Annotated in this window: 23 protein-coding genes, 1 tRNA gene and 1 pseudogene; 13 read left to right on the forward strand and 12 right to left on the reverse strand. The window is 57.1% G+C overall.

The features are described 5' to 3' along the window. Nucleotides 1-269 (reverse strand): annotated as a pseudogene (locus tag Q0650_RS03145) (hypothetical protein); the annotation flags it as partial. A gap of 1,117 nt (nt 270-1,386) precedes the next feature. Between Q0650_RS03145 and Q0650_RS03150 the strand changes: the two are divergent. Both Q0650_RS03150 and kynU read left to right on the forward strand, forming a co-directional pair. Further along, on the forward strand, nt 1,387-2,676 hold the full coding sequence (locus tag Q0650_RS03150) for a polysaccharide deacetylase (protein ID WP_298815835.1): 1,290 nt from the start codon (nt 1,387-1,389) through the stop codon (nt 2,674-2,676). Nucleotides 2,677-2,854: 178 nt separating this feature from the next. After that, nucleotides 2,855-4,123: a kynureninase gene (gene kynU / locus Q0650_RS03155; RefSeq protein WP_298815837.1), complete on the forward strand. Its 1,269-nt coding sequence runs from the start codon at nt 2,855-2,857 to the stop codon at nt 4,121-4,123. 121 nt (nt 4,124-4,244) lie between these two features. Here the strand turns inward: kynU and dapB are convergent, their stop codons facing one another. The 7 genes from dapB to rlmD form a co-directional block, all read right to left on the reverse strand. Continuing rightward, on the reverse strand, nt 4,245-5,048 hold the full coding sequence (dapB, locus tag Q0650_RS03160) for a 4-hydroxy-tetrahydrodipicolinate reductase (protein WP_298815839.1): 804 nt from the start codon (nt 5,046-5,048) through the stop codon (nt 4,245-4,247). A gap of 228 nt (nt 5,049-5,276) precedes the next feature. Next, nucleotides 5,277-5,966 carry a Crp/Fnr family transcriptional regulator gene (locus Q0650_RS03165; RefSeq protein ID WP_298815841.1) on the reverse strand — a complete coding sequence of 230 codons (690 nt, stop codon included), beginning with the start codon at nt 5,964-5,966 and terminating at the stop codon, nt 5,277-5,279. 106 nt (nt 5,967-6,072) lie between these two features. Next, nucleotides 6,073-7,695, reverse strand: a complete 1,623-nt coding sequence (locus tag Q0650_RS03170) for an ATP-binding protein (protein ID WP_298815843.1) — start codon at nt 7,693-7,695, stop codon at nt 6,073-6,075. A gap of 16 nt (nt 7,696-7,711) precedes the next feature. Next, a complete protein-coding gene (locus Q0650_RS03175; RefSeq protein ID WP_298815845.1) occupies nt 7,712-9,097 on the reverse strand; it encodes an SH3 domain-containing protein in 1,386 nt (461 codons plus the stop codon). 9 nt (nt 9,098-9,106) lie between these two features. Continuing rightward, complete coding sequence (locus Q0650_RS03180; protein ID WP_298815846.1) at nt 9,107-9,811, reverse strand: hypothetical protein; 705 nt, start codon at nt 9,809-9,811, stop codon at nt 9,107-9,109. Next, entirely contained in the window at nt 9,808-10,326 is a 519-nt protein-coding gene (locus tag Q0650_RS03185) for a Rab family GTPase (protein WP_298815848.1), read from the reverse strand. Before Q0650_RS03185 ends, Q0650_RS03180 begins: the two co-directional genes overlap by 4 nt. 259 nt (nt 10,327-10,585) lie before the next feature. Next, nucleotides 10,586-11,836, reverse strand: coding sequence for a 23S rRNA (uracil(1939)-C(5))-methyltransferase RlmD (gene rlmD / locus Q0650_RS03190; RefSeq protein WP_298815850.1), 1,251 nt, complete (start codon nt 11,834-11,836; stop codon nt 10,586-10,588). Nucleotides 11,837-11,974: 138 nt separating this feature from the next. Here rlmD and Q0650_RS03195 point away from each other — a divergent pair, with 138 nt between their 5' ends. Beyond that, a complete protein-coding gene (locus Q0650_RS03195) occupies nt 11,975-13,528 on the forward strand; it encodes a DUF333 domain-containing protein (protein WP_298815852.1) in 1,554 nt (517 codons plus the stop codon). Nucleotides 13,529-13,562: 34 nt separating this feature from the next. Here the strand turns inward: Q0650_RS03195 and Q0650_RS03200 are convergent. Continuing rightward, a tRNA-Lys gene (locus tag Q0650_RS03200) sits at nt 13,563-13,638 on the reverse strand. A 229-nt stretch (nt 13,639-13,867) separates the two neighbouring features. On the opposite strand from Q0650_RS03200, the gene Q0650_RS03205 reads away from it, so the two are divergent. The 3 genes from Q0650_RS03205 to Q0650_RS03215 all read left to right on the forward strand — a co-directional run bounded on the left by Q0650_RS03205 (nt 13,868) and on the right by Q0650_RS03215 (nt 17,662). Further along, nucleotides 13,868-15,775, forward strand: a complete 1,908-nt coding sequence (locus tag Q0650_RS03205; protein WP_298815854.1) for a VanW family protein — start codon at nt 13,868-13,870, stop codon at nt 15,773-15,775. 190 nt (nt 15,776-15,965) lie between these two features. Then, nucleotides 15,966-16,988: an arsenosugar biosynthesis radical SAM (seleno)protein ArsS gene (gene arsS / locus Q0650_RS03210; protein WP_298815856.1), complete on the forward strand. Its 1,023-nt coding sequence runs from the start codon at nt 15,966-15,968 to the stop codon at nt 16,986-16,988. 20 nt (nt 16,989-17,008) lie between these two features. Further along, the gene (locus Q0650_RS03215) at nt 17,009-17,662 is read left to right on the forward strand and encodes a TIGR04282 family arsenosugar biosynthesis glycosyltransferase (protein ID WP_298815858.1); all 654 of its coding nucleotides are present in this window, start codon (nt 17,009-17,011) and stop codon (nt 17,660-17,662) included. Between the two features lie 39 nt (nt 17,663-17,701). Here Q0650_RS03215 and Q0650_RS03220 read toward each other — a convergent pair whose 3' ends face one another. Further along, nucleotides 17,702-18,181, reverse strand: a complete 480-nt coding sequence (locus Q0650_RS03220) for a GNAT family N-acetyltransferase (RefSeq protein ID WP_298815860.1) — start codon at nt 18,179-18,181, stop codon at nt 17,702-17,704. A gap of 158 nt (nt 18,182-18,339) precedes the next feature. Between Q0650_RS03220 and Q0650_RS03225 the strand changes: the two genes are divergently transcribed. The 3 genes from Q0650_RS03225 (at nt 18,340) to Q0650_RS03235 (ending at nt 21,616) form a co-directional block, all read left to right on the forward strand. Further along, nucleotides 18,340-19,578 (forward strand): multidrug effflux MFS transporter, encoded by a 1,239-nt coding sequence (locus Q0650_RS03225; RefSeq protein ID WP_298815862.1) that lies wholly within the window; start codon nt 18,340-18,342, stop codon nt 19,576-19,578. Nucleotides 19,579-20,214: 636 nt separating this feature from the next. After that, nucleotides 20,215-20,688: an SRPBCC family protein gene (locus Q0650_RS03230; RefSeq protein ID WP_298815864.1), complete on the forward strand. Its 474-nt coding sequence runs from the start codon at nt 20,215-20,217 to the stop codon at nt 20,686-20,688. 97 nt (nt 20,689-20,785) lie between these two features. Then, nucleotides 20,786-21,616, forward strand: a complete 831-nt coding sequence (locus Q0650_RS03235; RefSeq protein WP_298815866.1) for a DUF92 domain-containing protein — start codon at nt 20,786-20,788, stop codon at nt 21,614-21,616. A 59-nt stretch (nt 21,617-21,675) separates the two neighbouring features. Here the strand turns inward: Q0650_RS03235 and Q0650_RS03240 are convergent, their stop codons facing one another. Both Q0650_RS03240 and Q0650_RS03245 read right to left on the reverse strand, forming a co-directional pair. Then, nucleotides 21,676-22,200: a PspC domain-containing protein gene (locus Q0650_RS03240; RefSeq protein ID WP_298815868.1), complete on the reverse strand. Its 525-nt coding sequence runs from the start codon at nt 22,198-22,200 to the stop codon at nt 21,676-21,678. A 113-nt stretch (nt 22,201-22,313) separates the two neighbouring features. Continuing rightward, complete coding sequence (locus tag Q0650_RS03245; protein ID WP_298815870.1) at nt 22,314-22,856, reverse strand: macro domain-containing protein; 543 nt, start codon at nt 22,854-22,856, stop codon at nt 22,314-22,316. A 138-nt stretch (nt 22,857-22,994) separates the two neighbouring features. On the opposite strand from Q0650_RS03245, the gene rsfS reads away from it, so the two are divergent. The 4 genes from rsfS to Q0650_RS03265 all read left to right on the forward strand — a co-directional run bounded on the left by rsfS (nt 22,995) and on the right by Q0650_RS03265 (nt 25,386). Next, nucleotides 22,995-23,345 (forward strand): ribosome silencing factor, encoded by a 351-nt coding sequence (rsfS, locus tag Q0650_RS03250; protein ID WP_298815872.1) that lies wholly within the window; start codon nt 22,995-22,997, stop codon nt 23,343-23,345. Between the two features lie 8 nt (nt 23,346-23,353). Continuing rightward, on the forward strand, nt 23,354-23,569 hold the full coding sequence (locus tag Q0650_RS03255; protein ID WP_298815874.1) for a hypothetical protein: 216 nt from the start codon (nt 23,354-23,356) through the stop codon (nt 23,567-23,569). A 123-nt stretch (nt 23,570-23,692) separates the two neighbouring features. Then, nucleotides 23,693-24,394 (forward strand): SDR family NAD(P)-dependent oxidoreductase, encoded by a 702-nt coding sequence (locus Q0650_RS03260; protein ID WP_298815876.1) that lies wholly within the window; start codon nt 23,693-23,695, stop codon nt 24,392-24,394. A 122-nt stretch (nt 24,395-24,516) separates the two neighbouring features. Beyond that, on the forward strand, nt 24,517-25,386 hold the full coding sequence (locus tag Q0650_RS03265; protein ID WP_298815878.1) for a PAS domain-containing protein: 870 nt from the start codon (nt 24,517-24,519) through the stop codon (nt 25,384-25,386). Nucleotides 25,387-25,491: the final 105 nt, after the last annotated feature.

Genomic DNA, 25,491 nt, shown 5'->3' on the forward strand with positions numbered 1-25,491 from the left:
TCAGCAGCAGGTTCGGCAGACTCCTCAGCAGCAGGTTCGGCAGACTCCTCAGCAGCAGGTTCGGGTGCGGGTTCCGCTTCCGCTGTAACCTCGACCGTCTCGGCAGCAGGTTCAGCCGACTCCTCGGCAGCGGGTTCAACAGGCGCGGCAGATTCGGTGGTCTCGGCGGTTATCGCAGCAGCGTCTGCAGTTTCATCGGTGGTAGTCGCATCTATAGCCTGGCGAGTCTCTTCGATAGGAGCGTTGTCAGTGGTTTGTTCTGGATTCATAGGTGGCGTATCCTCATTGTTTCAAGATTGTCTGATGGATTGAACCGAACACGTTGCGTTCACCTATTCTTGTATTCGTTGTTGATGATATAGTGCTCTGATCTACAAGCGATTCACTGAATAAATGATCTATCGCCAGTAAAATCAGGTCAAGAATAGTTTTTTGTTTGATCAACCACCTCCTTTTCATAGTTTTCAAATCAGGCTGTATCCTTCTCGGCATTGCCGGGAAAGTTAGATAGCTTGTAGTGTCTCTGTGAAAGAGCGTCTTACGCTTTGCAAAATTATAATTATAAGAACTGATTGACGATTTCTGAAAATATGTAATTGCAACGAAGCGAATGAATCCACAATGAGCATGTCGATATACCAGTGCCGACAACTCGCGCGGATCACAAATTTATGTCGATGTGTTATAACGCTTTATTACCCGCAATGCGCGCGGGATGGCACCTTTAAAAATGCTTTGTGGGAGTATTTCTATCATTATACCATATTGTCAAACGCAGCGTTCAGTCAAGATTTAAAAATGTGTGGCGCGTCGCCGACAGGGTTTTTGTTCATTGATAATTATGTTCTATCGAAAACCGGTATCACGTTGGTTATTGACAATGACCCGTGTCTGGAAAAAAATAATTATTTGTGAGGATTTTCCGTGATTGAACTGGCTTCAATACCTGTATTTTTCTATGTAATAGTCGCATGAAGATCGTTAACCAGGCCGCAATAGTTTTTTAATTAGAGATTGTTGCATTGAACACTGAACTGTTTTTGTAAACATGTTTCTGCGGCATATGCGTAGTTGTTTTGATGGAAGTATTAATATTTGACAGTTTTAGTTTGTTCATTGTTTGTGATGCGTTATTCTTTTTGTGCTATTTGAGTTGTATTTGTCTTAAATCGCATAGAAAATGGAAAGTATCTACTGCACAATGACGTTGGGGCGCAGCGCACTTTGCCCTGGTCGGCGCTGCCAGCGACCATACGCGGTTGACCACAATCGTTTACAGCACTTTCATCTCCCACTACTGTCATTCACCCATTGTACGCGGTAGACAGTCGCGATCAGGCGTGTTATATTCAGAAGCAAACTATCGCTTTTACTCAATCGGCTGGCATGCAAGAGATCATCATTCCTTTTCACATTGTGATCGGAGCGCGCACATCGCAAGGGTATCCCTTGCGCGCAACGGGTGGCGGACGGAGCGCTGAAGCGGTCGCGCTGCCATTAGTGCTGACGCAGCCTGTAGCAGCGGCAGGGAACGAACTCGGTCAATGGCTCTTGCCGGTGCCCATTCGTCGCCTGTTAATCGATCTGGCGCGGGAAGCGAGCGCGCGCGGAGCGCGGATGCAGTTGCGGTTAGAGGTAGCCGCGCCCGAATTGGCTGCGCTGCCGTGGGAATGGCTAACGCTGACCAGTGGTGAGCAGCAATGGCAACCGGCGATTCGGAATGATTATCCGTTAGTGCGAGTCAGCGCTCGTTCGTTGCGTCCGCCGCCGCCTTGTCGGGTGAAAGGGCCGCTGCGCGTCCTGATTGCGGTTGCCTACGGTCACGAAGCCGTCGCCGACAAGCTGGGTGAAGCGCTGATCGAGCCGGTACGCGCCGGTCAACTGATCGTCGATCGTCTGCGCGAAGCGACGGTCGATGAAATTGTGGCCGAGCTGGCTGCCGAACCGCGTCACGTCCTGCATCTGATCGGCGACATCGAACAGCCGCCGCGCCAGGCGCCGCGCATCCGATTGGGTCGCGCTGTAAACGCTGGCGAGCTGGCCGAAATGCTGCTGAGCATTAATGAACTACGGTTGTTGACAGTGGCAGGCAAACCATTTGACGCCTGCGTTACACTGGCTGCAACCCTCCACGATCTCGATGGACGGGCTGTGGTCGCCTTGCCCGATCTCAACGCAGCAGCGCAGGCGCACTGGAGCGCAACCTGCTATCGCGCTTTGGCCGATGGCGAGCCGGTCGATAGTGCGATGACCGCAGGTCGAGCGCAACTGGCTGCAGCCCACGAGCCATGGGGCGCGCCTCAGCTTTACCTCGCTCCCGGAGGTGAACAGCTCTTTCGTCCCGGTGAACCGCCAATTGCGCCTGCGCCACCCGAGGCGGTTCGCTCTCTGCGCCAATCGACACCGCCGAGTCGACCGCCGCGGTTTGTTCCGACTGACACTAGTGTCGGCGCGCCGATCCGTCGTCTGCGCGAGCTAACGCAGCGAGTTCGCGTCCAGCCGCAGCTTATTGCTCTGATCATCGCCAGTCTGGCACTGATCGTGCTGGTGAGCCAGGTGCTTAATCTACCAGGCGCCGATCCTGTAACCACGCCGATCGCCACTCCAACACCGCCGCTGTTACTCGACCCGGTGCGCATTCCAGTGCCGACACTCTTCCCGACCCCAGCGCCATAGTGGTTCATCTACCAGCTTCATGAGTGATCGGTGACGATGGCAGGTTCCATGAGCAGGCTTGTGGTGCCATAGGGCATCGAGTTCGCGGTGACAAAAAAGTCGGCAAAAATCAGGAGGTGATGTTTACGCGCGAAAAGGCGCTATGCCTTAGCTTCGCGCCGGTAGAAAGGAATAATCGATGGCCGTTCCGCTTGATGCTGCCTATGCCGATCAGCTCGATGCCAGTGACGATTTGGCCGGCTTGCGATCGGCGTTTGTCAACGACGAACCCGATCTGATCTACCTCGATGGCAATTCTCTGGGGAGGTTGCCGCGCGCTGCTATCGATGTCGTTGGCGATTTGGTGCAACGCCAGTGGGGAAAGCGCCTGATTCGTGGTTGGAACGAGGGGTGGTTTGATCTCCCTGAGCGCGTCGGCGCCAAGATTGCGCGGCTGATCGGCGCCGAACCCGACGAAGTTATTGTCGCAGATAGCACTTCGGTGAATCTGTTCAAACTTGTGATCGCCGCGCTGCGCGCTCGCCCTGGTCGAGAGCGGATTGTCAGCGATGACCTTAACTTTCCCTCGGATCTCTACATCTTGCAAGGAGTCGTTGATCTGCTCGGCAGAGGGCACGAGCTAACCATTGCCTGTTCGAGCGATGGTATTCATGGCCCGGTTGAGGCAATCCTGGGGTTGCTCGATCACCATACAGCGCTGCTGACTCTCTCGCACGTGACCTTCAAGAGCGGTTTTCTTTACGATATGGCCGCTCTGACGGCGGCAGCCCATGCGGTGGGTGCGTTGACCCTGTGGGATCTGAGTCATTCGGTTGGCGCAGTGCCAATCAATCTCAATGAGAGCGGGGTCGATCTGGCCGTAGGTTGCTGTTACAAATATCTCAACGGCGGGCCAGGCGCGCCAGCTTTTCTCTACATCCGGCGTGATTTGCAAGAGCAACTGGTCAATCCAATTGCAGGCTGGATGGGGCAGCGTAACCTGTTCAATTTCGATCTCGACTATGAACCGGCGCCGGGTCTGCGTCGATTTCTCACCGGTACGCCGCCAGTAGTTTCGCTGGCGTTGATCGAGCCGGGGGTTGATCTGGTGCTGGCTGTCGGGATTGACCGATTGCGGGCAAAATCGATTGCTCAGACTGAGTATCTGATCGAACTGTGGCAACAGCGGCTGGCGCCCCTGGGGTATACGCTGAACTCTCCGCGCGACCCGGCTCGCCGTGGATCGCATGTCTCGCTGGGTCATCCAGAGGGGTTGGGTATCGATCTGGCCCTGATCAATGAACTGGGTGTTTTGCCTGATTTTCGCGCTCCCGACAATATCCGACTGGGGATTGCTCCGCTTTATACCAGTTTTCGCGACATCTACCTGGCGGTTGAGCGGATGGCGCAGGCAGTGACCGGGCAGCGGTACCTGAAGTATCGTGACAACCGTCCAACGGTGACGTGACGAGCGGCGTCGTGAATATTGCCGCGAATGGTAACAAACAAGCGCGCGTTCATCGCGTGCTTGTTTACGGTTTATCACAGATGGCCTGGATCTGGAATGCAGACAGCGGCAAGCAGTTGCTTCATCCGATCTCGATCACGCTATCTAGCCCGCGATGCAAGCCGATGAGTCGGCCTACTTGCCGAATCGCCAGCAGTGCCCCGGCTACGTAGGGCTCGGCGCTCGCGCCGGCATCGTGACGGATGGTCAATCGCTGGTCGGGCAGGCCGAAGATAACTTCCAGCGCGATGGTGTAGCCTGGTAAGCGCACCGAATGCACCTGCATCCCGTTCAAACGCGCGCCGCGTGTCGCAGGAAGACCCTGGGTTTGTTCGATTGGCACGCTTAAGGTCGTTGCGCGAATCTGTCCCAGCCGGGCAGTCAGTTCGCGGGCAGTGCCGCTAGGGGCATCGGGTTTGCTATCGCGGGCATAGTCAATGATTTCCCATTGCTCGCAGTAGCGGGCAGCAATCTCAGCAAACTTTTGCAACAACACCGCAGTAAGAGCAAAATTCCCTACCGCCAGCACCCCGCGCTGAGCGGCATTTGCTGCTGCGGCGATGTCGGTGTAGTCGTCGTCGCTTAGCCCCGACGTACCGATAACCACATGACACCCATGCCTGAGCGCTGTGAGGACATGCGCTTTTGCCGCATCAGGTTTGGTATAGTCGAAGAAGACATCGCACGGCTGAGCAAGCGCTTCGGCAACAGTGGCATAGACCGGGCAATTGAGGCGCTCGACGCCGAGCGCAGCGCCGAGCTGCTGCCCGGCAGCGCGGCGAGCTACAGCGGCAGTAAGGGTCAGATCGTCGCTGTTTGCAATCGCGCGAGCCAACGCCGAACCGGCCCAACCGGTTGCGCCGGCCAGACAGACGCGGATCGTCATGCCAGACTCCTCTCAGTATGCAAAGTCATTGTGGCTGTCTGTACAATCATTCCGATTGACCGGCGGATACAACCGATCCAAATCACCAGAGATACCGGCACTTCTCTCCAGATGGTGGCAAGCGAATCGCTCGTGGTACGTCAGCGCTGCCTCACCGTGATGATCACAATATGGCGTAATCCTGGTTCCTGTGATTGCCTTTCCGGGCAATGATCAGGCAGCACCCGTTCACGGCAGTGGCGGCGCCTCACCGCGTTGACGGAGCCGATTCATATCCTGCACTACGATGTAACCACGACCGCTGTTGATCAGACCATCGTCGCTGAAGTCGGCGAGGATTCGACTCACCACTTCGCGCGATGTGCCGAGTTCGGCAGCGATCTGTTGGTGCGTTGCATTGATCGTCGGCGGATGGCCGCGAGCGTGCCGCACCAGAAACTCGGCCAGCCGCACATCGAGCCGGCGGAAGGCAATTTCATCAACGATGGCCATCACCGTTGCCAGTCGGCGGGCCAGCAATTGAAAAACATAATCGCGCCAGGCCTGATAGCGGTCGATCCAGTCACGGAAACTCTCTTGCCCGATCACAAATGCTGTGGCATCTTGTTCAACGGTCGCAATTGCCGGGAAGCGTCGTTCGCTCAAGACACAACTGGTTGTGAGAATGCAACTCTCGCCGCGACCAAATCGATAGAGCGTGATCTCGCGGCCAGTTTCACCAATCTTGAAGACGCGCACCTGCCCGGTAGCCAGAACGGCGAAATAGCTACACTCATCCCCTTCGGCGAAGATGGTGGCGCCTGACGGGATGCTCAGCATGGTGGCCTGTGAGGTGAAATCGCGCGCAATTGGCGCAGCCGGGTCTTGCAAAAACGGTAATAGCTCGCTGGCGAGGTGAAATTCGCGCGCATTGATCATAATCAGTTAACCCAGGGATTGATAACGCTCATGCCCTTCGATGGAAAACCTGCTTACATTGTACCGCTGGTTTGCCAACTCTGTCGGCTCGCTATCAATCTTGGTATCACCTTGCCTTCTGTTCCAGCAACGCTGCGATTCGCTCGGCGAGCTGGCGCAACCGCACCGGTTTCGCCAGGTAATCATCGGCGCCAGCGGCCATGCAGCGTTCGCGATCGCCCGGCATTGCCAGTGCCGTCAGCACCAGGATCGGCAAGTCTCGTGTTGCCACGTTGTTACGCAGATGACGCATCACCTCAATCCCGTCCATCGTGCGCATCCGCACATCGAGCAACACCAGACACGGCATTTCACCCTGCACATAGGCCAGCGCCTCTTCGCCCGACTCCACGTGGACAACCCGGTAGCCACAGCGGTTCAGATACTGGGCAAAGAGGGATGCGCTCGACACATCGTCTTCCACCATCAACAAGGGGCGATCACCGGCCAGCGGCGATGCTGGCGGCAGATCGACCGGTAGTTCGATCTCTTTTTGCCGCTCATTGGCAAACCATTCCAGCAAACGTTTCTGTTCGTCAGGTTCCCATGGCAGCGTTACGTGGAAGCGACTACCAGCACCTACTTCACTTTCAAGGCTAACGCTACCGCCGTGCAGGCGCGTCAGTTTTGAGACAAGCGCCAGCCCCAATCCGCTACCGGTTACCTCCTGCTGACGCTCATTCTCGATCTGGCGAAATGGCTCAAATAGCCGCTCAGCATCGGTAGGAGCAATGCCGATCCCGGTGTCCCAGACGGTGAAGCGTATCGATCCCTGTTCTGGCTGGCCGCGCACCTCAAGGCCCACTTTGCCTCCAGAGGGGGTAAATTTGATCGCGTTTGAGAGCAGGTTGATCAGAATTTGGCGCAACCGCCGCGCATCGGCCAGAATGACCTGCGCAGTTGGATCGAGATCGTAAATCAACTGGAGACCGGCTCGTTTGGACATATCGGCAATCATTGGGCGGAGCGACATGCACAGGTCTTGCACCGAAACCGGCCCCAGATCCAGTTCGAGTCGGCCAGCCTCAATTTTGGCAATGTCAAGATAGTCGTTGATCAGCGACAGCAAATGCTGACCACCCTGCTTAATCCCGTTGATTGCGTTGAGTTGTTCTTCGCTCAGCGGGCCGACCAGTTGCGCGCGCAACACATCAACCAGTCCGAGAATGGCGGTCAAAGGCGTGCGGATTTCGTGACTCATGCTGGCCAGAAACTCGTCTTTCAGCTTGGTCACGCGGAGCAAGCCGGCATTGATCCGGGCCAGCTCAACATTCTGGCGCTGAATGCGGTCTTTGAGTAGTTGCAGTTCGTTGCGGCGCTGGGCAATAAGTTGTTCCGAAACGCTACGATGCGTCGTATCGGTGATGATCTGGATGAGTCCGGTAATCTGACCGTCTTTGTCAGCGAGCGGCACTGTCAGCAGATCGAGGTACAGCACCGATCCATCGGGCAGTGCCCGGTTGATCAACGGCAGATGCAGGCGATCGAGATCGCCGCGCAGAATGTCTGTCAATGCCGACTCGTTGCCAAACAGCTCCGGCAATACGTCGATCAGATGCGCGCCAATCGGTGGCGTGCCACCAACCAGCGCCAGCAAGCCGCCAGCACTCTGAATGATCAGGTCAGGCCCTACCGTCAGGTAGGCGCTGCCGGTTTCAATGAGCACCTGTTGTTCAACCGTTGATTTCATAGCGCGGTGCTCCTCCTTATGGTTGCGGGAATGGCGTTATGAGTGACGGTGGAATGGGTCGCACTAAACCCACCCAGCGCGACGGTACCCAACCGATTAATTGCACGGCCTGCTGTTCGATCCGCACATCAACCCGCACCTGATACCAATCGCCGTACTGCGCCAGCACAATCACCGGCGCGTTGCGAGGCGCGACAATCAGGCTTCGCTCACTGGCCTCATCGGGTGCGCTGTAGAGATACACATTCCCTGTCATCACACCGTCGTAAGGGATGGGTGTGATTGTTGGCGTTGGCGTCACAGTTGGTGTCGCCGTAGCAGTCGGGGTTGCGGTAGGTGTAGCGGTGGGTGTCAGCGTGGCAGTCGGCGTCGGCGTGGCAGTTGGGGTAGCGGTGGGTGTGGTGGTTGGCGTTGGGGTGGCGGTCGGGGTGGCAGTCGGCGCAGGCGTGGCGGTCGGGGCGAGCAATGCCGCCATGCGTGCCTCAACGCTTAGCACCCACCAGCCACAGAGAAAGATGGGAGAGAGAGCGATGAGGAGCAACAAGACCATGATTGCGCGCTGCAACAACGAACTTGACGATCTGGCCGGTCGGGTAGCATTCAACTGCGCCGAGGCAAGCGGAATTTTCGCGCGAATGATCGACTCTGCCGCCATCACTAACTCGTCATCATCGCCGGCAAACGCGCGCAGGCGATCATAACGATCCTCGTGAATGGCAACCAGAGTCTGGCGCAACTGCTCGCGAAAGCCGCGCGGTTCAACGCCGGTAATCACAGCGGCAAGGTAAGCTGCGCTCCCACTGGCAATCACGATCTGGCGCGACTCGTAGCTGATTGCGCCGAGTTCATCACCTTCACCAAGCGCATCGCGAGCAAAGTCGCGAATTGCTGTCAACATGCCACTAACCAGATCGCGGTCGGCGGCAGGAACGCCGGGAGCGGCGATATGAGTGATCAACAACCCCGATTCGCGCTGAATGAGAAACACCTCTTGCACGGAAAAGGGCAACTGGCTACGCAGAGCATATTCTCCGGCTGAAATGCCTTGCGCTCGCGCCTGCCAGTAACCTGGATCCAGCATCAAGAGCGGGCCAGAGCGGATGCGGGTATCGATTTGGGCGGCCAGATCGCGGATCGCTTCGGTAGCGGCGCGCGCGATCATGGCTCCGATCACTGGGTAGAGGGCGTCAATGATGTCTTCGCGCGCCTTATAGACCTGCTGACGAATTGCTTCACCGATGGCCGGCGCCAGCGCGCGCGCGATCTCATCTTTTGAGGTGTGAATCTGCTCGGCCAGAATATCGGCTATAACCGGGCTGATTTTGTCAACCAGCGCTTCCGGCTTCAACAGCACGCGCCGTAGTTCCTCAATTTCCCGGCTCGTCTGCGGGTCGGTAGCCATACGTGTCTATCAATCATCAGTCGCAGAAGAGAGACCTTCGAGCAGACCGGCCACGGTGCTGCCAGTTTCCAACCGGGTGGCGATTTCCATCAGCATGCTGGCCAGAGCCTTGCGGTCGGTTTTTTGATTTTCCAGCCGGTCGGCAATTCGGCGCAACTCAGTGCGGAGTGCGTCCTCAGCGCTACGGATCTCGCGGCGGAGCGCCTGCGCCCGTTGTTCGAGCAGATCGCGCACCTCGGCCAGACCGGCTCGTCCAGAGCGAATCTCAAGGTCGTGGTGGCCCTGCGCGCGCCGCAACTCGCTCACCCCGTCACCCAGGCCGTTGAGAGCTGCCTCGTGCTGGCGTACCTGCGCTGACACCTGCTGCAATAGTGACTCGCGCGCCCGCGCGCGCTCGATCTCGCGCCGTAGTTCATCGTTTAGCCGACGAGTCTCGACCTCAAGCGCGTCGAAGCGGCGCAACATTGCTTTCTCAACCTCGCCTAATCGATCCTGTAACTGGCGCACATCTTCGTTCAGATGTTCGATCATGCGGCGCACATCGCTAAACGAACGCGCATACTCTTCCATCTGCGGCCCAAAGATGATGTCGCGTAGTCGATCCACTTCGGCCTGGCGCGGCTGGCGCGAGCCGGTACCCAGAATGATCTGTCGCACTCGTTCCAGTTCTTCGGCTTCGTCTGGCGAGTTGACCCGGTCTGCATCATTGATCATATCAGCCCCTTCTGCTGCCCAATCTGGCGCCCCAACCTCTGAAATGCCTCTTGCACTCCTTCGCCCGTGCGCGCGCTCGTGCAGAGCCAGTCGGCTGACAAGGCTGCCGCCGTCGCTGCAATCTCATCATCGGCGATTTGGCGTTGTGTGGTCAGATCAACTTTATTTGCCGCGATAACCAGTGGTGTCGCGGGACTGGCGCGGTGAAATGCTGATGCGTACTCACTCAATACTGACAATGTATCAGGACGGGTCACATCGCAGACGAGCAGCGCGCCAGCGGCGCCCCGATAGTAGTTCTGCACGATCTGGTCAAATCGTTCGCCGCCGGTGGTGTCCCAAATTAAGAGTTGTATTTCTAACTGCGCGACACGCATCGAATGGCGACTGATCTGCACTCCCAGCGTGCTCAGATACCGCTCGTCAAAGATGCCTTCGACAAAGCGACGGATCAGGCTGGTTTTGCCAACCGAGAATTCGCCCAGCAGGCAGATTTTGGCAGTAAGTCGGTTCACGTCAATAGTTCCTGGAGCGACCCATCCGGTTTCGTTACAACTAATAGTATAGCACGACTCTTCTAACGGTCATTCGCCCGATTGGTAAGTCGTAGCAGGAACGGTGTTTCATTTTAGTTGTGATTATGGTTGTATGATTTTGTGCGTTAAACATAGTGGTAAAGTGGCGATTAGGGGTAAAAATGGGTATTTTTAAGTTGTTTTTGATTGAAATTAAAGATTTTATTTAAGAAAATTGTTTTTGACCGTTTCTTATTTTTTAAGTAGAGCGATCCTTATCTAAAACAATAATTGTTTCGATATGTGGGGTTTGCGGGAAGAGATCAATTGGCTGCACCAGAGTGATGTGATAACCGGCAGCCAGCAATGGCGCGAGATCGCGGCCAATCAGTCCAGGATGACAGGAAATGTAAATAATTCGGTTTGGCGCATGATTGATGATCGCCTTCATCAAGGCCGGATGACAGCCGCGGCGCGGCGGGTCAAGGATGGCCGCGTGAAAGGGGCCGGGCAAACTGCTCACAACCCGTTCCGCCGCCCCGACAATGCACTGCACATTGGTAATCCGGTTGTCGGCGGCGCTTTGAATCGCATCATCTACCGCCGGAGGGTAGGATTCCACAGCTACTACTTCATCGTAATCGGCGGCAAGCGGCAGGGCAAAACTGCCTACCCCACTGTAAGCGTCGAGCAGTCGCCCCCCATGAGGGTCTAATGCTGCGCGCACAATTGCCAGCATGCGTTCAGCCTGAGCATGATTAACCTGGAAGAAACTGCTCAGGCTAAGGCGAAACACCACTTCGCCCAGCTCATCGTAAATGACATGCATACCGGCCAGCGGCTGGCCATCGAGCGTAACGCCGGCCAGGGTGGGCGTTGTCGCCATCCAGTTCGCGGCCAGCCGGGCCAGCGCATCTTTACTGGCTTGAGGAGTTGGTGACAGTTGCGCAGCAGCGTAGCCGTAAACTGCGCTGGCGCGCAATAACACCTCACCGATTTGATCGGCAAACGACAGGCGGCGCAATCCGGCCAGTGCCGCCCGGAGGGATGGCAACAACAGGGGATCATCAACCAGATCGATCACTGTTTTGGCGCCGCTGGCATGGTACCCGATTGCGGCGCCGGCGACGTGAAGGCGCGCGCTGTTGCGATAGCCCCACGGCTGTGGCGCAGCAATCACCGGCTCGATAGGTGTCTCAACGCCGGGCAGAAACTTTCGGATCTGATCGGCCACAATCTCGCCCTTGAAACGCACCTGGGCTGGATAGGCGATATGTTGCCACGGCACGTGGTCGCCGTGGTTGACTGTCAGCTCTACCCGATCAGGGGAGGCGCGAATGACATCGATGACACCAGCGCGCAAGAAACGGTTATGGCGCTCGCGCACAATCGCGCGCACCCGCTCACCCGGTATCGCGCCGCTCACGAAAACCACCAGCTCGCCGAGCCGGCCCACTCCATCGCCGCCCTGGGCGATGCTTTCAATATCGATCTCGATGATGTCAGTCATGGCAGTTTCTGTCAGGAGTGCGAGCGCAACCACAGGCGTATTATAGCCTGCGCCGGCAATGCTCATACGACCGTTTGTATCGCTGTGTGTTACAATGACGCTAACATGTTCGGCGACCACCATTCTTCGGGTTGCACAATGAAGGCTCATTCTTTTCTCCGCGTCGGCCTCTTTCGCCTGCTGATAGCCTTGAATGTCCTTCCCTTTATCGCTGGTTGTAGTTTAATCCCCGTCGCTTCGCCGACGCCCGCCGCTTCGCAAATGCCCGCCGCTTCGCCGACGCTTGCCGCTTCGCCGACGCCCGCCGCTTCACCTGCTCCACTGCCAACGGCAACGGTGATCGGTGGTCTGGCAAATCCTGCTTCAACCTATTGTGTTGAACAGGGAGGTCGGCTTGAGATTCAAGCGGTTGCCAATGAAGGACAGGTTGGAGTGTGCCTGTTTGCCGATGGTTCGCTCTGTGATGAATGGGCCTTTTTCCGCAATGAGTGCCGGCCCGGCGAACAGTATGAATTGTCATTGACCGATCCTATTACAGAAATCGCTGCAACGCCGCTTAGTAATGCGTTGGGCGCATTGCAGGCTTCGCTGCCGGCCAACGCTTTTGCCAGACTCGCCGCTCAACCGCTGGCAACAGATGATGGTCGCCAGCTTTGGGTGTTCTACAGCGCCGGGATGCGTCCATTCGACCTTGATCCACCGCCTTCTCATTTTATCGCTGTTTACGCTTGTGCCGACGATGAATGCCAGGAACTTGATCGGCAAGAGTTGCGGCAAAACTTTGATGTTGTAGATCTGGAACCAGATTTCATTGATTCTGTGCAGCAGGTGCAGATTGCGCCCGGTCGAATCTGGATTCAAGTTGAGGGCGGGATGGGCGCCCATAGCGGCACATATCATCTGTTCAGCTTCGATGGCCGCGCGCTTCGGCTTGAAGTAGTGGCGTTCTCGTCTAGCCCCGGCGTGGGCCGTATCGAAGACTTGAATGGCGATGGCCTCAATGAGGTAGTGCTTGACCGTTCCGAACGCTACGTCTTTTGCTATGCATGCGGGGTCTATTATCCTGCTTACGAGGTGTATACCTGGCAAGACCAGGCGCTGATCAGACTTGAGCTTGGCGATCTAACGATAGCCGATCAAACGGTATCTTTTGCCGAACTCAACCGCCAGGCTATTGCATTCGCCCAGGCCGATCTCTGGCCAGAGGCGCTGACGGCAATTGATGCTGCCGTGGCCCAGGCCGGTTCAGCCGATCCACCTGCGACAGCCGGTTCACTGCGCTGGAATCAGCGCCTGATCCAGCTTACCCACGATGCTCATCTCGCCGCGATTGAACAGAGCGCCTACCCCTTGTTGAATGAGGTCTTCTTCGGCGCATATGAGCGCGCGGTTGATCGGATGCGTGCCTATCCACCGGAAGCAATCTTCAATGCCGAATCGCCACTGATCGCTGGCACTGTAGCTCAAGGCTGGCTGCCCGAATTCAGCTCTTATCTGACCGGGAGTGCTGATCGAGCGCTGGCCGTTGCGCCTGATCGCGCCGCAATCTACGTTATTCGGGCCTGGGGCCGGTTTTTGCTCGATCCTGCTGATCCTGGAATTGGCGTCGATTTGAGTCGCGCAGCTCAATTGCAGCCGGACGATACCCTGTTGATCGCTCTTGCTTCCTGGTGGGAACGTCGTGATAAATAAAGTGAGCACCGGCGTGAGCCGGTGCTGTTTGCAGTGGTGGGCCCCGTGGGACTCGAACCCACAACCGATTGATTAAGAGTCAACTGCTCTGCCAATTGAGCTAGAGGCCCGCTGAAAATATACAACAAGCGGCTCAAATTGTCAATTCCACCGGTAGAAGTGGGTAGGGCAGGTAGCAAGGGATTGTGGCATTGGAATGATGCGCAGCAACATGTTCATTCCTTTGTCACCGTCTCGATGGCGTGTGCGAACGGTTGCGTCAACCGTGATCCGGCTTGTCGTAATGAGCGAGGTTTTGTACAATGCAAGCGGAGCACTCTTTGGTTGCGCAACTTCCCTATGCCGAACGATCGATACTATCCAGAATACGGCCCGATCTATCGCCGGCGGGCTGCGCAAGGTGAAAGGTTGCCCGCTGGTGAACCGCCCCCGGCTGAGCGGCGTCGGCCACGACCGCGCCGCCCGTTGCGTCATCGGCGGCGCGCGCCGATCTGGGTGGGGCTGGTTGTTGTCGTTTTTCTGCTTCTGGCTCTGCCTGTGGGCGCGATCTATGCCGTTGACTTCGTGTATCCCAATACCATCTTGCCCGGCGTCTCACTCAACGGCGAGCCGATCGGTGGGCAGAGCCGCGCTGACCTGATTATCAAGCTGCGTGAACGCTACCAGTCTTTTGAGCAACAACCGGTTACCCTGACCTTTCGCAACCGTGTCTGGCAACCGACCCTCTCCGAATTGGGAGCGTCGTTTAATATCGAGCAACTGGCCAATAGCGCTTTCGCGCTAGGCCGGAGCGGTGATCTGTTGACCCGCGCCCATGATCTCTGGTTACTCTGGCAGACAGGGGTTGATCTCACTCCCCGCCTGACCGTTGACCTTAGTCAGACTCAGCGCTATCTGCTTGGGCTGGCGCCCCAAATCGAGCAGATGCCCACCGATGCTGCGCTCAGTCTGGCCGATGCCCGGGTGATCGGTCAGCCCAGTCAACCCGGCACGCAACTGCTGATTGACGCTACTGCCAATGATGTGCTGCTGGCGCTTCAGCAGCTTCAGCCGCAGACGGTGCCGGTGCGCACGCGCCAGCTCGCCCCACTGATTGACGATACCGATCTGGTAGTGGCTCAGCAGGTTGCCGCGCACTTGCTGCGTAGTCCGCTGGAATTGGTTGTGGGAGAAGAGACCATAATCTGGCCGCCTGAACGACTGGCCGAATTTTTCCAGGTTGTGCCGGTTGACGGTCAGTTGACCGTGCAGGTCGATACCGATCGGCTGTCGCGCGCAGTGGAAGGGCTGGCTCAAATCATTGATACCGGCACTGCCGAGCCGCGACTACGCTTCAGCGATGGACGGGTACGGATCGTGGCTGATGGTCGGCCCGGTCGGCGTTTGCGGCAGACCGAAGCAATAACTGCTATTGCCAATGCGCTTATGCAGGCTTCACCGATCACGCGCGCGCTGGTATTGCCGGTTGATCGGGTTGAACCCCAGATCACTGCCGAAACGCTCGATAGTCTCGGTATTGTTGAACTGGTGGCGGAAGGTCGCAGCAGTTTTGCCGGTTCGGCTCCGTATCGGATCACCAACATTCGCGCCGGCGCTGCGCGTATGAATGGCGTGCTGATTGCGCCTGGCGAGGAGTTTTCTTTCAATCGTCAGTTGGGCGAAGTGAATGCCGAACATGGCTTCGTTGAAGGCTATGCTATCATCGGCAATCGCACCCAGCTCGAGTGGGGTGGCGGGGTCTGTCAGGTCAGCACTACAGTCTTTCGCGCTGCTTTCTGGGCCGGTCTGCCGATCACAGAACGCCATGCCCACTCATTCTACATTAGCTGGTACGACCGGTTTGGCCTTGGCCCGAATGGCAATGGGCAAGGTTTGGATGCGGCTATCTTCACCGGTGTGCAAGATCTGAAATTTGTCAATGACACCGGACACTGGCTGCTGATGCAAACCAGTATCGATGAGCAGGAACAAGTGTTAGTCGTGCAGTTGTACGGTACGCGACCTAATCGCGATGTGCAGATTGAGGGGCCACTGATCGCGAATGAGGTGCGCGCGCCCACTGAGCCAGTTTATATCGATGATCCATCATTGCCTCGTGGCACGTTGCGCCAGACCGATGTTGCCCGCAATGGGCGTGACATCTCGATTTATCGCATCATCACCGATAGCAATGGCCAGCAGCGGCGTGAACTCTTCTTCACCCGCTTCCGTCCCTGGCCAAATATCTTTTTACGTGGAACAGGGTGACCATGTGTCCGGTGGTCGGTCATGAGCTGTTGAAGCGTGACCAAAATATTCTTTTCCGCAAAACTGCTTCGTTTCACTGCCCTGCTTTGCAGCTCATCACTTTCGTTCGCAGGTTGCTGGTTGGCAGGTTTGTCTCCAATCGCGCTCTCTCGCTCTCTGTGCTATACTGGCGGTACGCAGGAGGCATCCTATGGCCGCTATTCGCTTGATCCCAACGCTCCGCCGGCAAGGCCATCCGCTAGCCGATCCGCTTGCGCAGCAGCAATTGCTGGCTGGCTTGCCGGTGCCACCTTTTGCCGCGACGCTGGCTGCCTATGGTCTGGGGCCGTTGCGCGCCGGGCCGCGCGTCGAGGTGTTGCAGATCAATGTCGGTCGGCGTTGCAACCAGACCTGTCGTCATTGTCACGTCGATGCCGGCCCCGATCGAACGGAAGTCATGCCACCGGAAATCGTTGCCGCCTGTCTCGATCTCCTCGAACGGTGGCAGATTCCGGTGCTTGATATTACCGGTGGCGCGCCCGAATTGCATCCCGCCTTCGATGAGATCGTCCGGCATGCCCGCGCATTGGGCTGTCATGTCATCGACCGTTGCAATCTAACCATTGCCCAACTGCCCAATTACCGCTATCTGCCACGTTTCTTCGCCGAACAGCAGGTTGAGATTATCGCTTCACTGCCGGCCCCCGATCCGGTCGGAACCGATGGGCAGCGCGGAGATGGTGTCTTCAGTCAATCGATTGCAACCTTGCGCGAATTAAATGCGCTTGGCTATGGCCAGCCCGGCAGTGGTCTGCTTCTCAACTTGATTGCCAATCCAACCGGGCCGCATCTGCCGGAGCCGCAAGAGACGCTTGAACTGCGCTGGCGCCGCGAACTGGCCGAACGCTACGGCATTGTGTTTAATCGTCTCTACACCCTGACCAACATGCCGATCAGCCGCTATCTGGCTTTCTTACACGAGAGTGGCCAGCTCGATAACTATATGCATCTCCTGGTGCAGTCATTCAATCCAACAACCGTTGCTGGTTTGATGTGCCGTTCGACGCTCTCGGTTGGGTGGGATGGTCGGTTGTACGATTGCGATTTCAATCAAATGCTCGATCTGGCGTTACCGCAGACGATTACCAATGTGACCTTGCCCGACCTGGCTGAACGTGATGTTCGCACTGCTGCTCATTGTTACGCATGCACCGCCGCTGCCGGTTCTACCTGAACAGGGGCGATCGGCGCGCCGTGAGCGCGCTTCCTGCCCTCGCGATGATGGCTCGCCGGCCTGAAGCCGGGCGAGTTAAGACCCGTTTGTGCCCACCCTTAACGCCGGCGCAGGCCGCAACCCTGTACGCAGCATTTTTGCGTGATGTGATCGAGTTGATCCGGACTGTGCCGGGCGTGCAACCGGTGATTGCCTATTCGCCCGTAGATGCCGGTGATTATTTTGCCATCCTCGCCCCCGATATTGCCCATCGCCCTCAAATCGGTGTCGATTTGGGCGAGCGGTTGGCTGCGGTGACCTCTGATCTCTTGCGGGAAGGGTCGCCGGCAGTCATTGTTATCGGTAGTGATAGCCCCAGTCTGCCGCCGGAGTACATCGAGCAGGCGCTGGTTGAACTTCACCGGGGTGCCGATCTGGTGTTAGGGCCAGCCGATGACGGTGGCTACTATCTGGTCGGATTGCGTCAGCCTGCGCCCTCTCTCTTCACTCAGGTTACGATGAGCACGCCTGCGGTTTTGCATGATACGCTGGCCGTTGCCCGGCAACTCGGCCTGCGCGCGCGTCTGATCGCGCCCTGGTACGACATCGATACGGTTGCGGATCTGATCCGGCTGCGCACCGATCCGGCCCCGCTCAAGCATACCCGGCCATTGCTCAATGAGATGAACCTGTAAGCGTTATTGCCACTGATGCGCAATTGTTCCGCCTGAGCGCTATTGGAGCGAGGATTCCAGCGGTTGCATCAGCGTTATCCGCACCAGCGGTACGGGGCGGTTCCATTCTGACATCCGCTCGCCGATCACTGTGCCACCCATGCGAAGATAAAAGCCGAGCGCGTTCGGATCGGCTTCCAGCTCGATCTGATCAATCCCGCGCTTGCGGCACTCAATTGTGGCATGGTTCAACAACGCTCGACCGAGGCCCTGCCCGATCCATTCCGGCGTTACCCACAGATCTTCGAGAATAGCCGGCAGTCGATCAACCATCAGTCGATACCAGCCAACCGGTCTGTCATCGATGCGCGCCACAAAGACCAGATCGCGCCCAATAGCTGCCGGATCGATGATCGGTGTCGCTGCCCACTGCGCAATCAGATGATCGGGATAGTTCCAGTAGCGTTTGGCGGCAATGGCGATCTGTTTCAGGGTAGTCGCCTCGTCGGTTTGCGCTCGCGTGATAATGATTGATAGCATCGCCTTTTTCCTTGTGGTAATGGTTGACTTGTCAGAAATCTTCAAAACAGCGATAATGACCGGTGGCAGATCGCATTCCGACAGGGTTACTGAGGGATAGGAAACAGCCTCGCATCAATAACCTTATGTCATGTCGGATTATTCTCCCGCAGGTGTCTATGGTAACCGAACAGACGCAACCCGGCCCGCGAATGGGTGAATTTGTGGCCATGATGGCCTTGATGACTTCGCTGGTAGCCATGTCAATCGATCTGATGTTGCCCGCGCTTGGCGACATCGGTGTCGAGCTAGGAGCGCCGAACGAGAATGCGACCCAACTGGTAGTAACGATGGTCTTTCTCGGTTTGGCGATCGGTCAACTGCTCTACGGGCCACTCTCAGACAGTATCGGGCGCAAGTCGGCTATCTATGCCGGCTTTGGGGTCTTCTTCATCGGATCGCTCCTGACCATCTTCGCCTTCAACTTCCCGATGATGCTGATCGGTCGTCTCTTGCAAGGCTTCGGTGTTGCCGGGCCGCGCGCCGTCTCAATGGCGCTCATCCGTGACCGGTTTGCCGGTCGCGCGATGGCGCGGGTCATGTCATTCATTATGGTCGTCTTTATCATCGTGCCAATTATCGCGCCGGCATTGGGGCAGGTCATGTTGCTGGTAACGCCCTGGCGAGCCTTGTTTGTCGCTCTGTTGTCGCTTGGTCTGATCGCGCTGATCTGGTTTGGCGCGCGCCAACCCGAGACGCTGCCGGTCGAGCGCCGCGCGCCTCTAGCGATCAATCGGATCGGGCATGCGTTGCGTGAAGTGCTGAGTCATCGAATCGCATTCGGATATACCCTGATGGCTGGCGTAGTCTCGGCAATCTTGCAAAGCTACCTGAGTCTGGCGCCACAGATCTTTCAGAGCCAGTATGATCTCGGCGCACATTTTCCGCTATTCTTCGCGGCCAATGCCCTCGCCATTGGCGTTGCTTCGTTTACCAATGGCCGCCTTGTCATGCGTTATGGCATGCGACGGTTAGTCAAAACTGCTCTCCCGCTTCTGGGTGGATTGACATTGACCTTTGTGGTTGTTGCTTTGATCACCGGCGGTCAACCGCCGTTATGGGTATTGATGATCTTCTTGATGCCATGCTTCTTCTGCCTCGGTATCCTCTTCGGCAACATGAACGCGCTGGCAATGGAGCCGCTCGGTCATATCGCCGGCGTTGGCGCTGCTGTCGTTGGTTCACTCTCAACCCTTGTTGCCATCCCGATCGGGGCAATGATCGGCCAGGCCTACAACGGAACTATCACGCCATTAGCTGTTGGCTTTGCAGTGTCGGCGTTAACTGCGCTAGGCTTGTTGCGCTGGATTGAGAGCGGACAACACGCTATCAAACCCGATTCTGAGCCAGTTGTTTAGCGGATGTCGCTGTCGCGCGCAACCGGCGGCCTGGAAACGTTGCCGTTGAACCCTTATCCACGCCCATGCTGCGCTGCAACAGTCTTGCGCAGTATGGGCACTTCATTCCCAACCCGTATCCGAACTCCCCTGATGCCTGGCCGATGAGCATGATGAAGCAGTAAAAGAATGCCACCGTATCGCGGAGAGACTCTGCCAGCGATAATCTTGTCATCCCTATATACCAGGTGTGCGCGAACGTGGGTTCGGTAAAATTCCCCGCTGGATAAAGCCTCGTGTGCCCTGACACCGAATATGACGCCTGGTATGCCGACATTCCGGTGAACGCATGCATCATCGCCGCTCCTGAAGGTCTGTTCGGGTAGCATAACGGTATCTCCGCGCGAATGGTCTTGACTGGCGCCAGCCCTCTCATCGTTGCCCATAACAGGATTGCCAACCGGTTGCAAAGATGTGTTCTCTTGTGGTTGTTCAGGTGTCGGCCCGATCGCGCGTTCATCATCGGCCTCAATAGCCTATCAGATGACGCTTGCCCGGATTCCTCACACTTTAATGTATCTTCCTATTGACATGTCTGTGCATCAATGCTATGATGTCTGTGCAAAGTATTGACAGAACCAGAGATAGGAGAAGTTCATGATCAAAGTTGGACGGCGCTGCCATATTGAGGGTGTTACCCCCGAACAAGTGTTTACCACGCTGTCAAACCCCGGGTTGATTAGCCAGATTCTGCCGCGCGTGCAAAAGACTGAGTTGCTCGACCGCGATGATGTCGCTCGTCATGCTCGCCTTGTTACCTACATGTCGATGGGCGGGTTGTTCGGCACTATTCGCTGTGAGGGTGATCTGACCTGGCAAGATAACCGGGAAATTGTCTTTACAGTGCGCACGCCACTCCCGGTCGAGACGCGCTGGGTGCTCAATCAGGCCGTCAACGGTACCGACCTGCAAGTTGTCATGGGGATCGACCTGGCGCCGTTGTTGGGAATGATGGCTTCGTTTGTGCCTGAGAAGACGGTTTCTGACATGCTTGGTGCCGATCTCGAGACGGCGCTACGCGGAGTAGCTCGTCACACTCGGCAATCGGTGTCAACCCGTGCTGCTGCCTGAGTAACAACCTTCCCTGTCTCTGGTATAATCGCAGAGCGCCACACAAGCGGCGCTCTGCGTTCTTTTTGCCGCTCCGGCGTAGAGTCGGGGGAAGACAATGGTTGACCTCATGCAGATCGGTCTGGGTTTCATGCTGAGCGTTGTGATCGGCGGCGTTGCGTTTGCCCGTCGCTCGCTAAGCGAAAGCGGATGGCTGGGCGCAATTGTCGTTGGCACTCTCACTTTTGGGTTCGGCGGTTGGCCTTGGGGATTGACGCTTATCGTCTTCTTTGTTACGAGTAGCATTCTCTCTCACTACAAAGAGTCGATTAAGGAGCGGCGCGCAGCCGAAAAGTTTTCCAAAGGCGGTCGGCGCGACTTTTTTCAAACGATCGCCAATGGTGGCCTTGGCGCACTCTGCGCGGTGGCGTATGCATTGAGTGGCCAACCCTGGTGGCTGCTTGCGGCCTTTGTCGGCTTGATGGCAACCGTAAATGCCGATACCTGGGCAACAGAATTGGGAGTATTGAGTCCGCATCAGCCACGGCTGATCACAACGCGCCGGCCTGTCCCGCCGGGCACCTCTGGTGGTGTAACTGCGCTCGGCACTTCAGCGGCAGCGGCTGGCGGTCTGCTGATCGGGATTGCGATGTTTCTGTTCACCACGCTCGCCGCGCCAGGAACTATCTGGCCCTGGTGGATGATTCCAGCCGGCCTTCTTGGGGGTCTCGGCGGTGCGCTGTTTGACAGTCTCCTCGGCGCAACTGTGCAGGCAATCTATGTCTACCCCGACGGGCGCGAGACTGAGCGTCGCGTGGCTCGCGATGGCACGCCAAATCGCTTTCTACGCGGCTGGCGCTGGATGGATAACGATCTGGTCAATCTGATCAGCTCGGTCGGCGGCGCCATCATTGCGATTGTGATTGCGGCACTGGCCGGTGGAATGTGACAGTTGCGCGCAAAGTTGAGAAGCGACGTTGTCACGCAACGTCGCTTCTGACCCGTTCGCTACCGCGCGCGTCGCAAGAGCAGCAATCCCACTACAATCATCACAATCGGGAAGAGCAAAGAGAGGTTGACCCCCAACTGCTCAAGGAGAATGAGACCTCCGACCCCGATCAGGATCAGTCCCAGAAGACTCCAATTGCGACGGCGTGGCGCAGGAGTAAGTTGAACTGTCTCGCCAACGGCTGGCCCGCCGATCGGCTGTCCGGTCAGGGGATCGAAACGGAATGATGGATCGGGCGCATAACCTACCCGGGCCTGTCCGCTGCTCTGCTGTTGGCCAACGAAGACTTCCTGGTTCACCGGCGTTGCGCCGGGTGCCGCAGAAGTGAATGGTGTTGTCGGGGTGTCTTTCGGCATAATCAGCCAGAGAACCAGATAGATCGGCAGGCTGATGCCATTGATGAAAAAGATCAGCACAAAGATCAGGCGAACGATCACCGGATCAACGGCAAAGTATCGTGCCAATCCACCGCAGACGCCGCCGATCATCTTGTCGGTGCTGCTGCGTGTTAATCGAGTCTGCATCGTAAGCTCCTTCCATCCGGGGCGCGTCAGCCGCGCCTGCATGCTCTGGCGATATGACGAAAGCCACCCTGGATTGTTGCAGTCAATCTGGAGCTTGCATAAGGAACCGACAGTTATGCGCGCATACGCTCAAGCGCCCTTTGATAGACCGGAAAGGTGTCGCGCCACAGCACTATGCGCGCCAATGTCGGCGACTGATGCTGGCGCAAATCGTCGATCAGGGTCTGCAACACCAATGGCGCTGCTCGCTCAACCGGGAACCCGTAGATGCCGGTAGCAATGCTAGGAAAGGCGATGCTTTGCAGACCGAATTGCCGGGCCAGGTTCAGGCTGGAACGGTATGCGCTCGCCAGAAGTCGGTCGGCCTCTTCTGGTGGATAGCGATCGAAGATCGGCCCAACCGCATGGATCACATACCGGGCTGGCAGCGCAAACCCCGGGGTAATCCGCGCCTCGCCGGTAGGGCACGGCGCGACCGCATCACACGCGCGTTGTAACTCGGCAGCGCCGGCGGCGCGGAAGATAGCGCCGCAAACGCCGCCACCCTGCCGCAATTCCTCGTTAGCCGCATTGACAATTGCGTCTACCGCTTGCGTAACAATATCGCCTTCGATCAATTCGATCCGGACCTGGCCAATCTCGAGAACCGACTCCATGCCATTCCTCCTCTGTTTGTCACGCTCTTGCCTCACCTGACTAAAATTTCTCGATCAAAGACGCTCATGATGTTTTACAATGTGCGTCAAATATGATAGGATCAAAGTAGTAAAGATCATACTATCAGACAGGAGGAGATGGCTATCGAGACCGGAATGATTGCCCGTCGCATCGTCGAGCTGGTCGAAGACAAGCAGGCTCATGATATTATCCTGCTTGATATTCGCCCGCAGACCACTATTGCCGACTACTTTATCATCTGCACCGCTGACAATGATCGGCAAATGCGCGCGATCATCGATCATATCGACGAGAAGATGACAACTGAACACGGATTAAACCCACGGATCGAAGGCAGCGCCGACACCGGCTGGGTTGTGCTCGACTATCGCGATATTGTCGTCCATATCTTCAGCCAGAGCCAGCGTGAATATTACCGGCTTGAACGTCTCTGGAGCAAGGCAATGCCGGTGGTAGTCGTACAGTGAGGAGTATTATGGGCAAGGAGATTTCGCGACGCAAAGCGGCGTCGCGGCGCAAGCGGTTTGTCCTGTTCGCCAGTGGCGCGGCATTGGGTAGCGCGTTGGGCCTGATCGTCGGCTCAGTGCTGACCTTTTGGCTCGGTGAGGGCGCGGTGCGCGCCATTCAGCGCGGTATCCGCCGGCTTGGCGGCGATGATGGGCGACCGCACTTTGACCTGCTTATGCAGTAGGTTGCACCGAATCGGGTAACGATGGGGTTGCCTGCAAGGGGAATCTCTCCGTTTGTCTGAGCATAAAGGCGACTCTGGCGTCACCGCGCGCCAGAGTCGTTTGTATCAGCGCGAGGAGGTTGCATGGATCTGGTCGGCAAAGTTGCCATCATTACCGGCGGTACCGGTGGGTTAGGGGCCGCTGTTGTTGAACGGTTGCTCGCCGCCGGCGCTACCGTCGTGACGCCATATATCTCGGCAGCGGCATTTGATGCTCTGCGCGCCAGCTACCCCAATGTTGTCGGTGTACGCGTTGATTTGACCGATGAGACGGCGACCAGAACAGCTTATGACTCTATTGCCACCGATCAGGGTGGTATCGATATTCTGATCAACGCGGCTGGGGGGTTTGCCGGCGGCGAACCGGTACATCAAACATCGTGGCCACTCTGGCAGGATCAACTCGACATTAATCTCAAAACGGCAGTTATCTCGTGCGCTGCCGCCATTCCCCATATGATTGCCCGCGGTGGCGGCGCGATTGTCAATGTCAGCAGTCGCACTGCTACCCAATCCGGCGCAAACCTGGCTGCCTACGCTGTGGCCAAGCGCGCTGTGCTCCAGCTTACCGAGGCGCTGGCAGCCGAATTGCGTCCGCGTGATATTACCGTCAACGCAGTGCTGCCCAGCGTGATCGATACGCCGGCGAATCGGGCGGCAATGCCGAACGCCGACTATGAGCGCTGGGTTAAGCCGGGTGAAATCGCTGCTGTGATCCACTTTCTTGTTGGCCCGCATGCGCGGATCATCAGCGGCGCTGCGATCCCGGTGTATGGGAAAGCGTAGTTTCATCGTTAAGGGAACGGCTGGAAGGTTTGACGAGCTGCCCTGGCCTTACTACAATAATATGTGCCATGTCGCTTTCGTGACCATGCCGTCAGATGGGCTGAAGCACCAGTGAGGCATACATGTCTTCTAATCCTAAAGAACTGCTCCAGGAACTCAACGATCTGCGCCAGCGTTACGCGATGCTCGTGCGCGCTTTACGCTTGATGATCTATGACTATGATGTCGCGACTGGCGCGATCACGTGGAGCGGCGAAACCGAATCGGTGTGTGGTCGCGCGCTGCGCGAGCTTGAGGGCGGGATTGCGCAGTGGGAGTCGTTGATCCATCCCGATGATCGCGAGCGAGCGTTAGCCGCGCTCGGTCAGGCCGAAGCGCAACTGAGCGAGTATGACATCGAATACCGCTTCTTGCATAAGAACGGCTCGTATATCTGGATTCTTGATCGAGGCTATTTTCTGGTCGGCCCTGATGGGAAAGCGGCGCGCATGATCGGCATGATGCAGAATGTCAGCGAGATCAAGGCGCTCGAATTTGATCGGTTGCAGATGCAAGAAGAGATCATTGCTGCCCAAGAGCGTGCTTTGCGCGAGTTGAGCACGCCGCTGGTGCCGATCACCGATCAGGCTGTTGCGTTGCCCCTGATTGGCACCATCGATCAGCGACGAGCCGGTTTGATTATTGAAACCTTGCTCGAAGGGGTTGCCGGTCGTGGCGCTGAGATGGTGATTATCGACATCACCGGTGTGGCGACAGTCGATACCTTTGTCGCCGATGCGTTGATCCGCGCGGCGCGAGCAGTGCGCCTGCTCGGCGCCCGGGTTGTATTGACCGGCATTAGCCCGGAAGTGGCGCAAACGCTGGTGGCGCTTGGCGCCAATTTGAGCATCTTTGAAACCCGCGCTACCTTGCAAGACGGTATTGCGCTGGCTATGAATGGCAGTGGCGTGACCAATCACCAGCAGGGGAAGACGCTACCGACCAGATATTGATGGCGACCTGGCCAGATAACACGGGCGGGCAGGTTTATGACCTGCCCGCCTGATGATACGCTTGAACAGAACCTGTAGCGTCTGTCTGATGCATTGACGAGAGCA

The organism is uncultured Chloroflexus sp. (assembly GCF_937129525.1).
Classification (GTDB): Bacteria; Chloroflexota; Chloroflexia; order Chloroflexales; family Chloroflexaceae; genus Chloroflexus.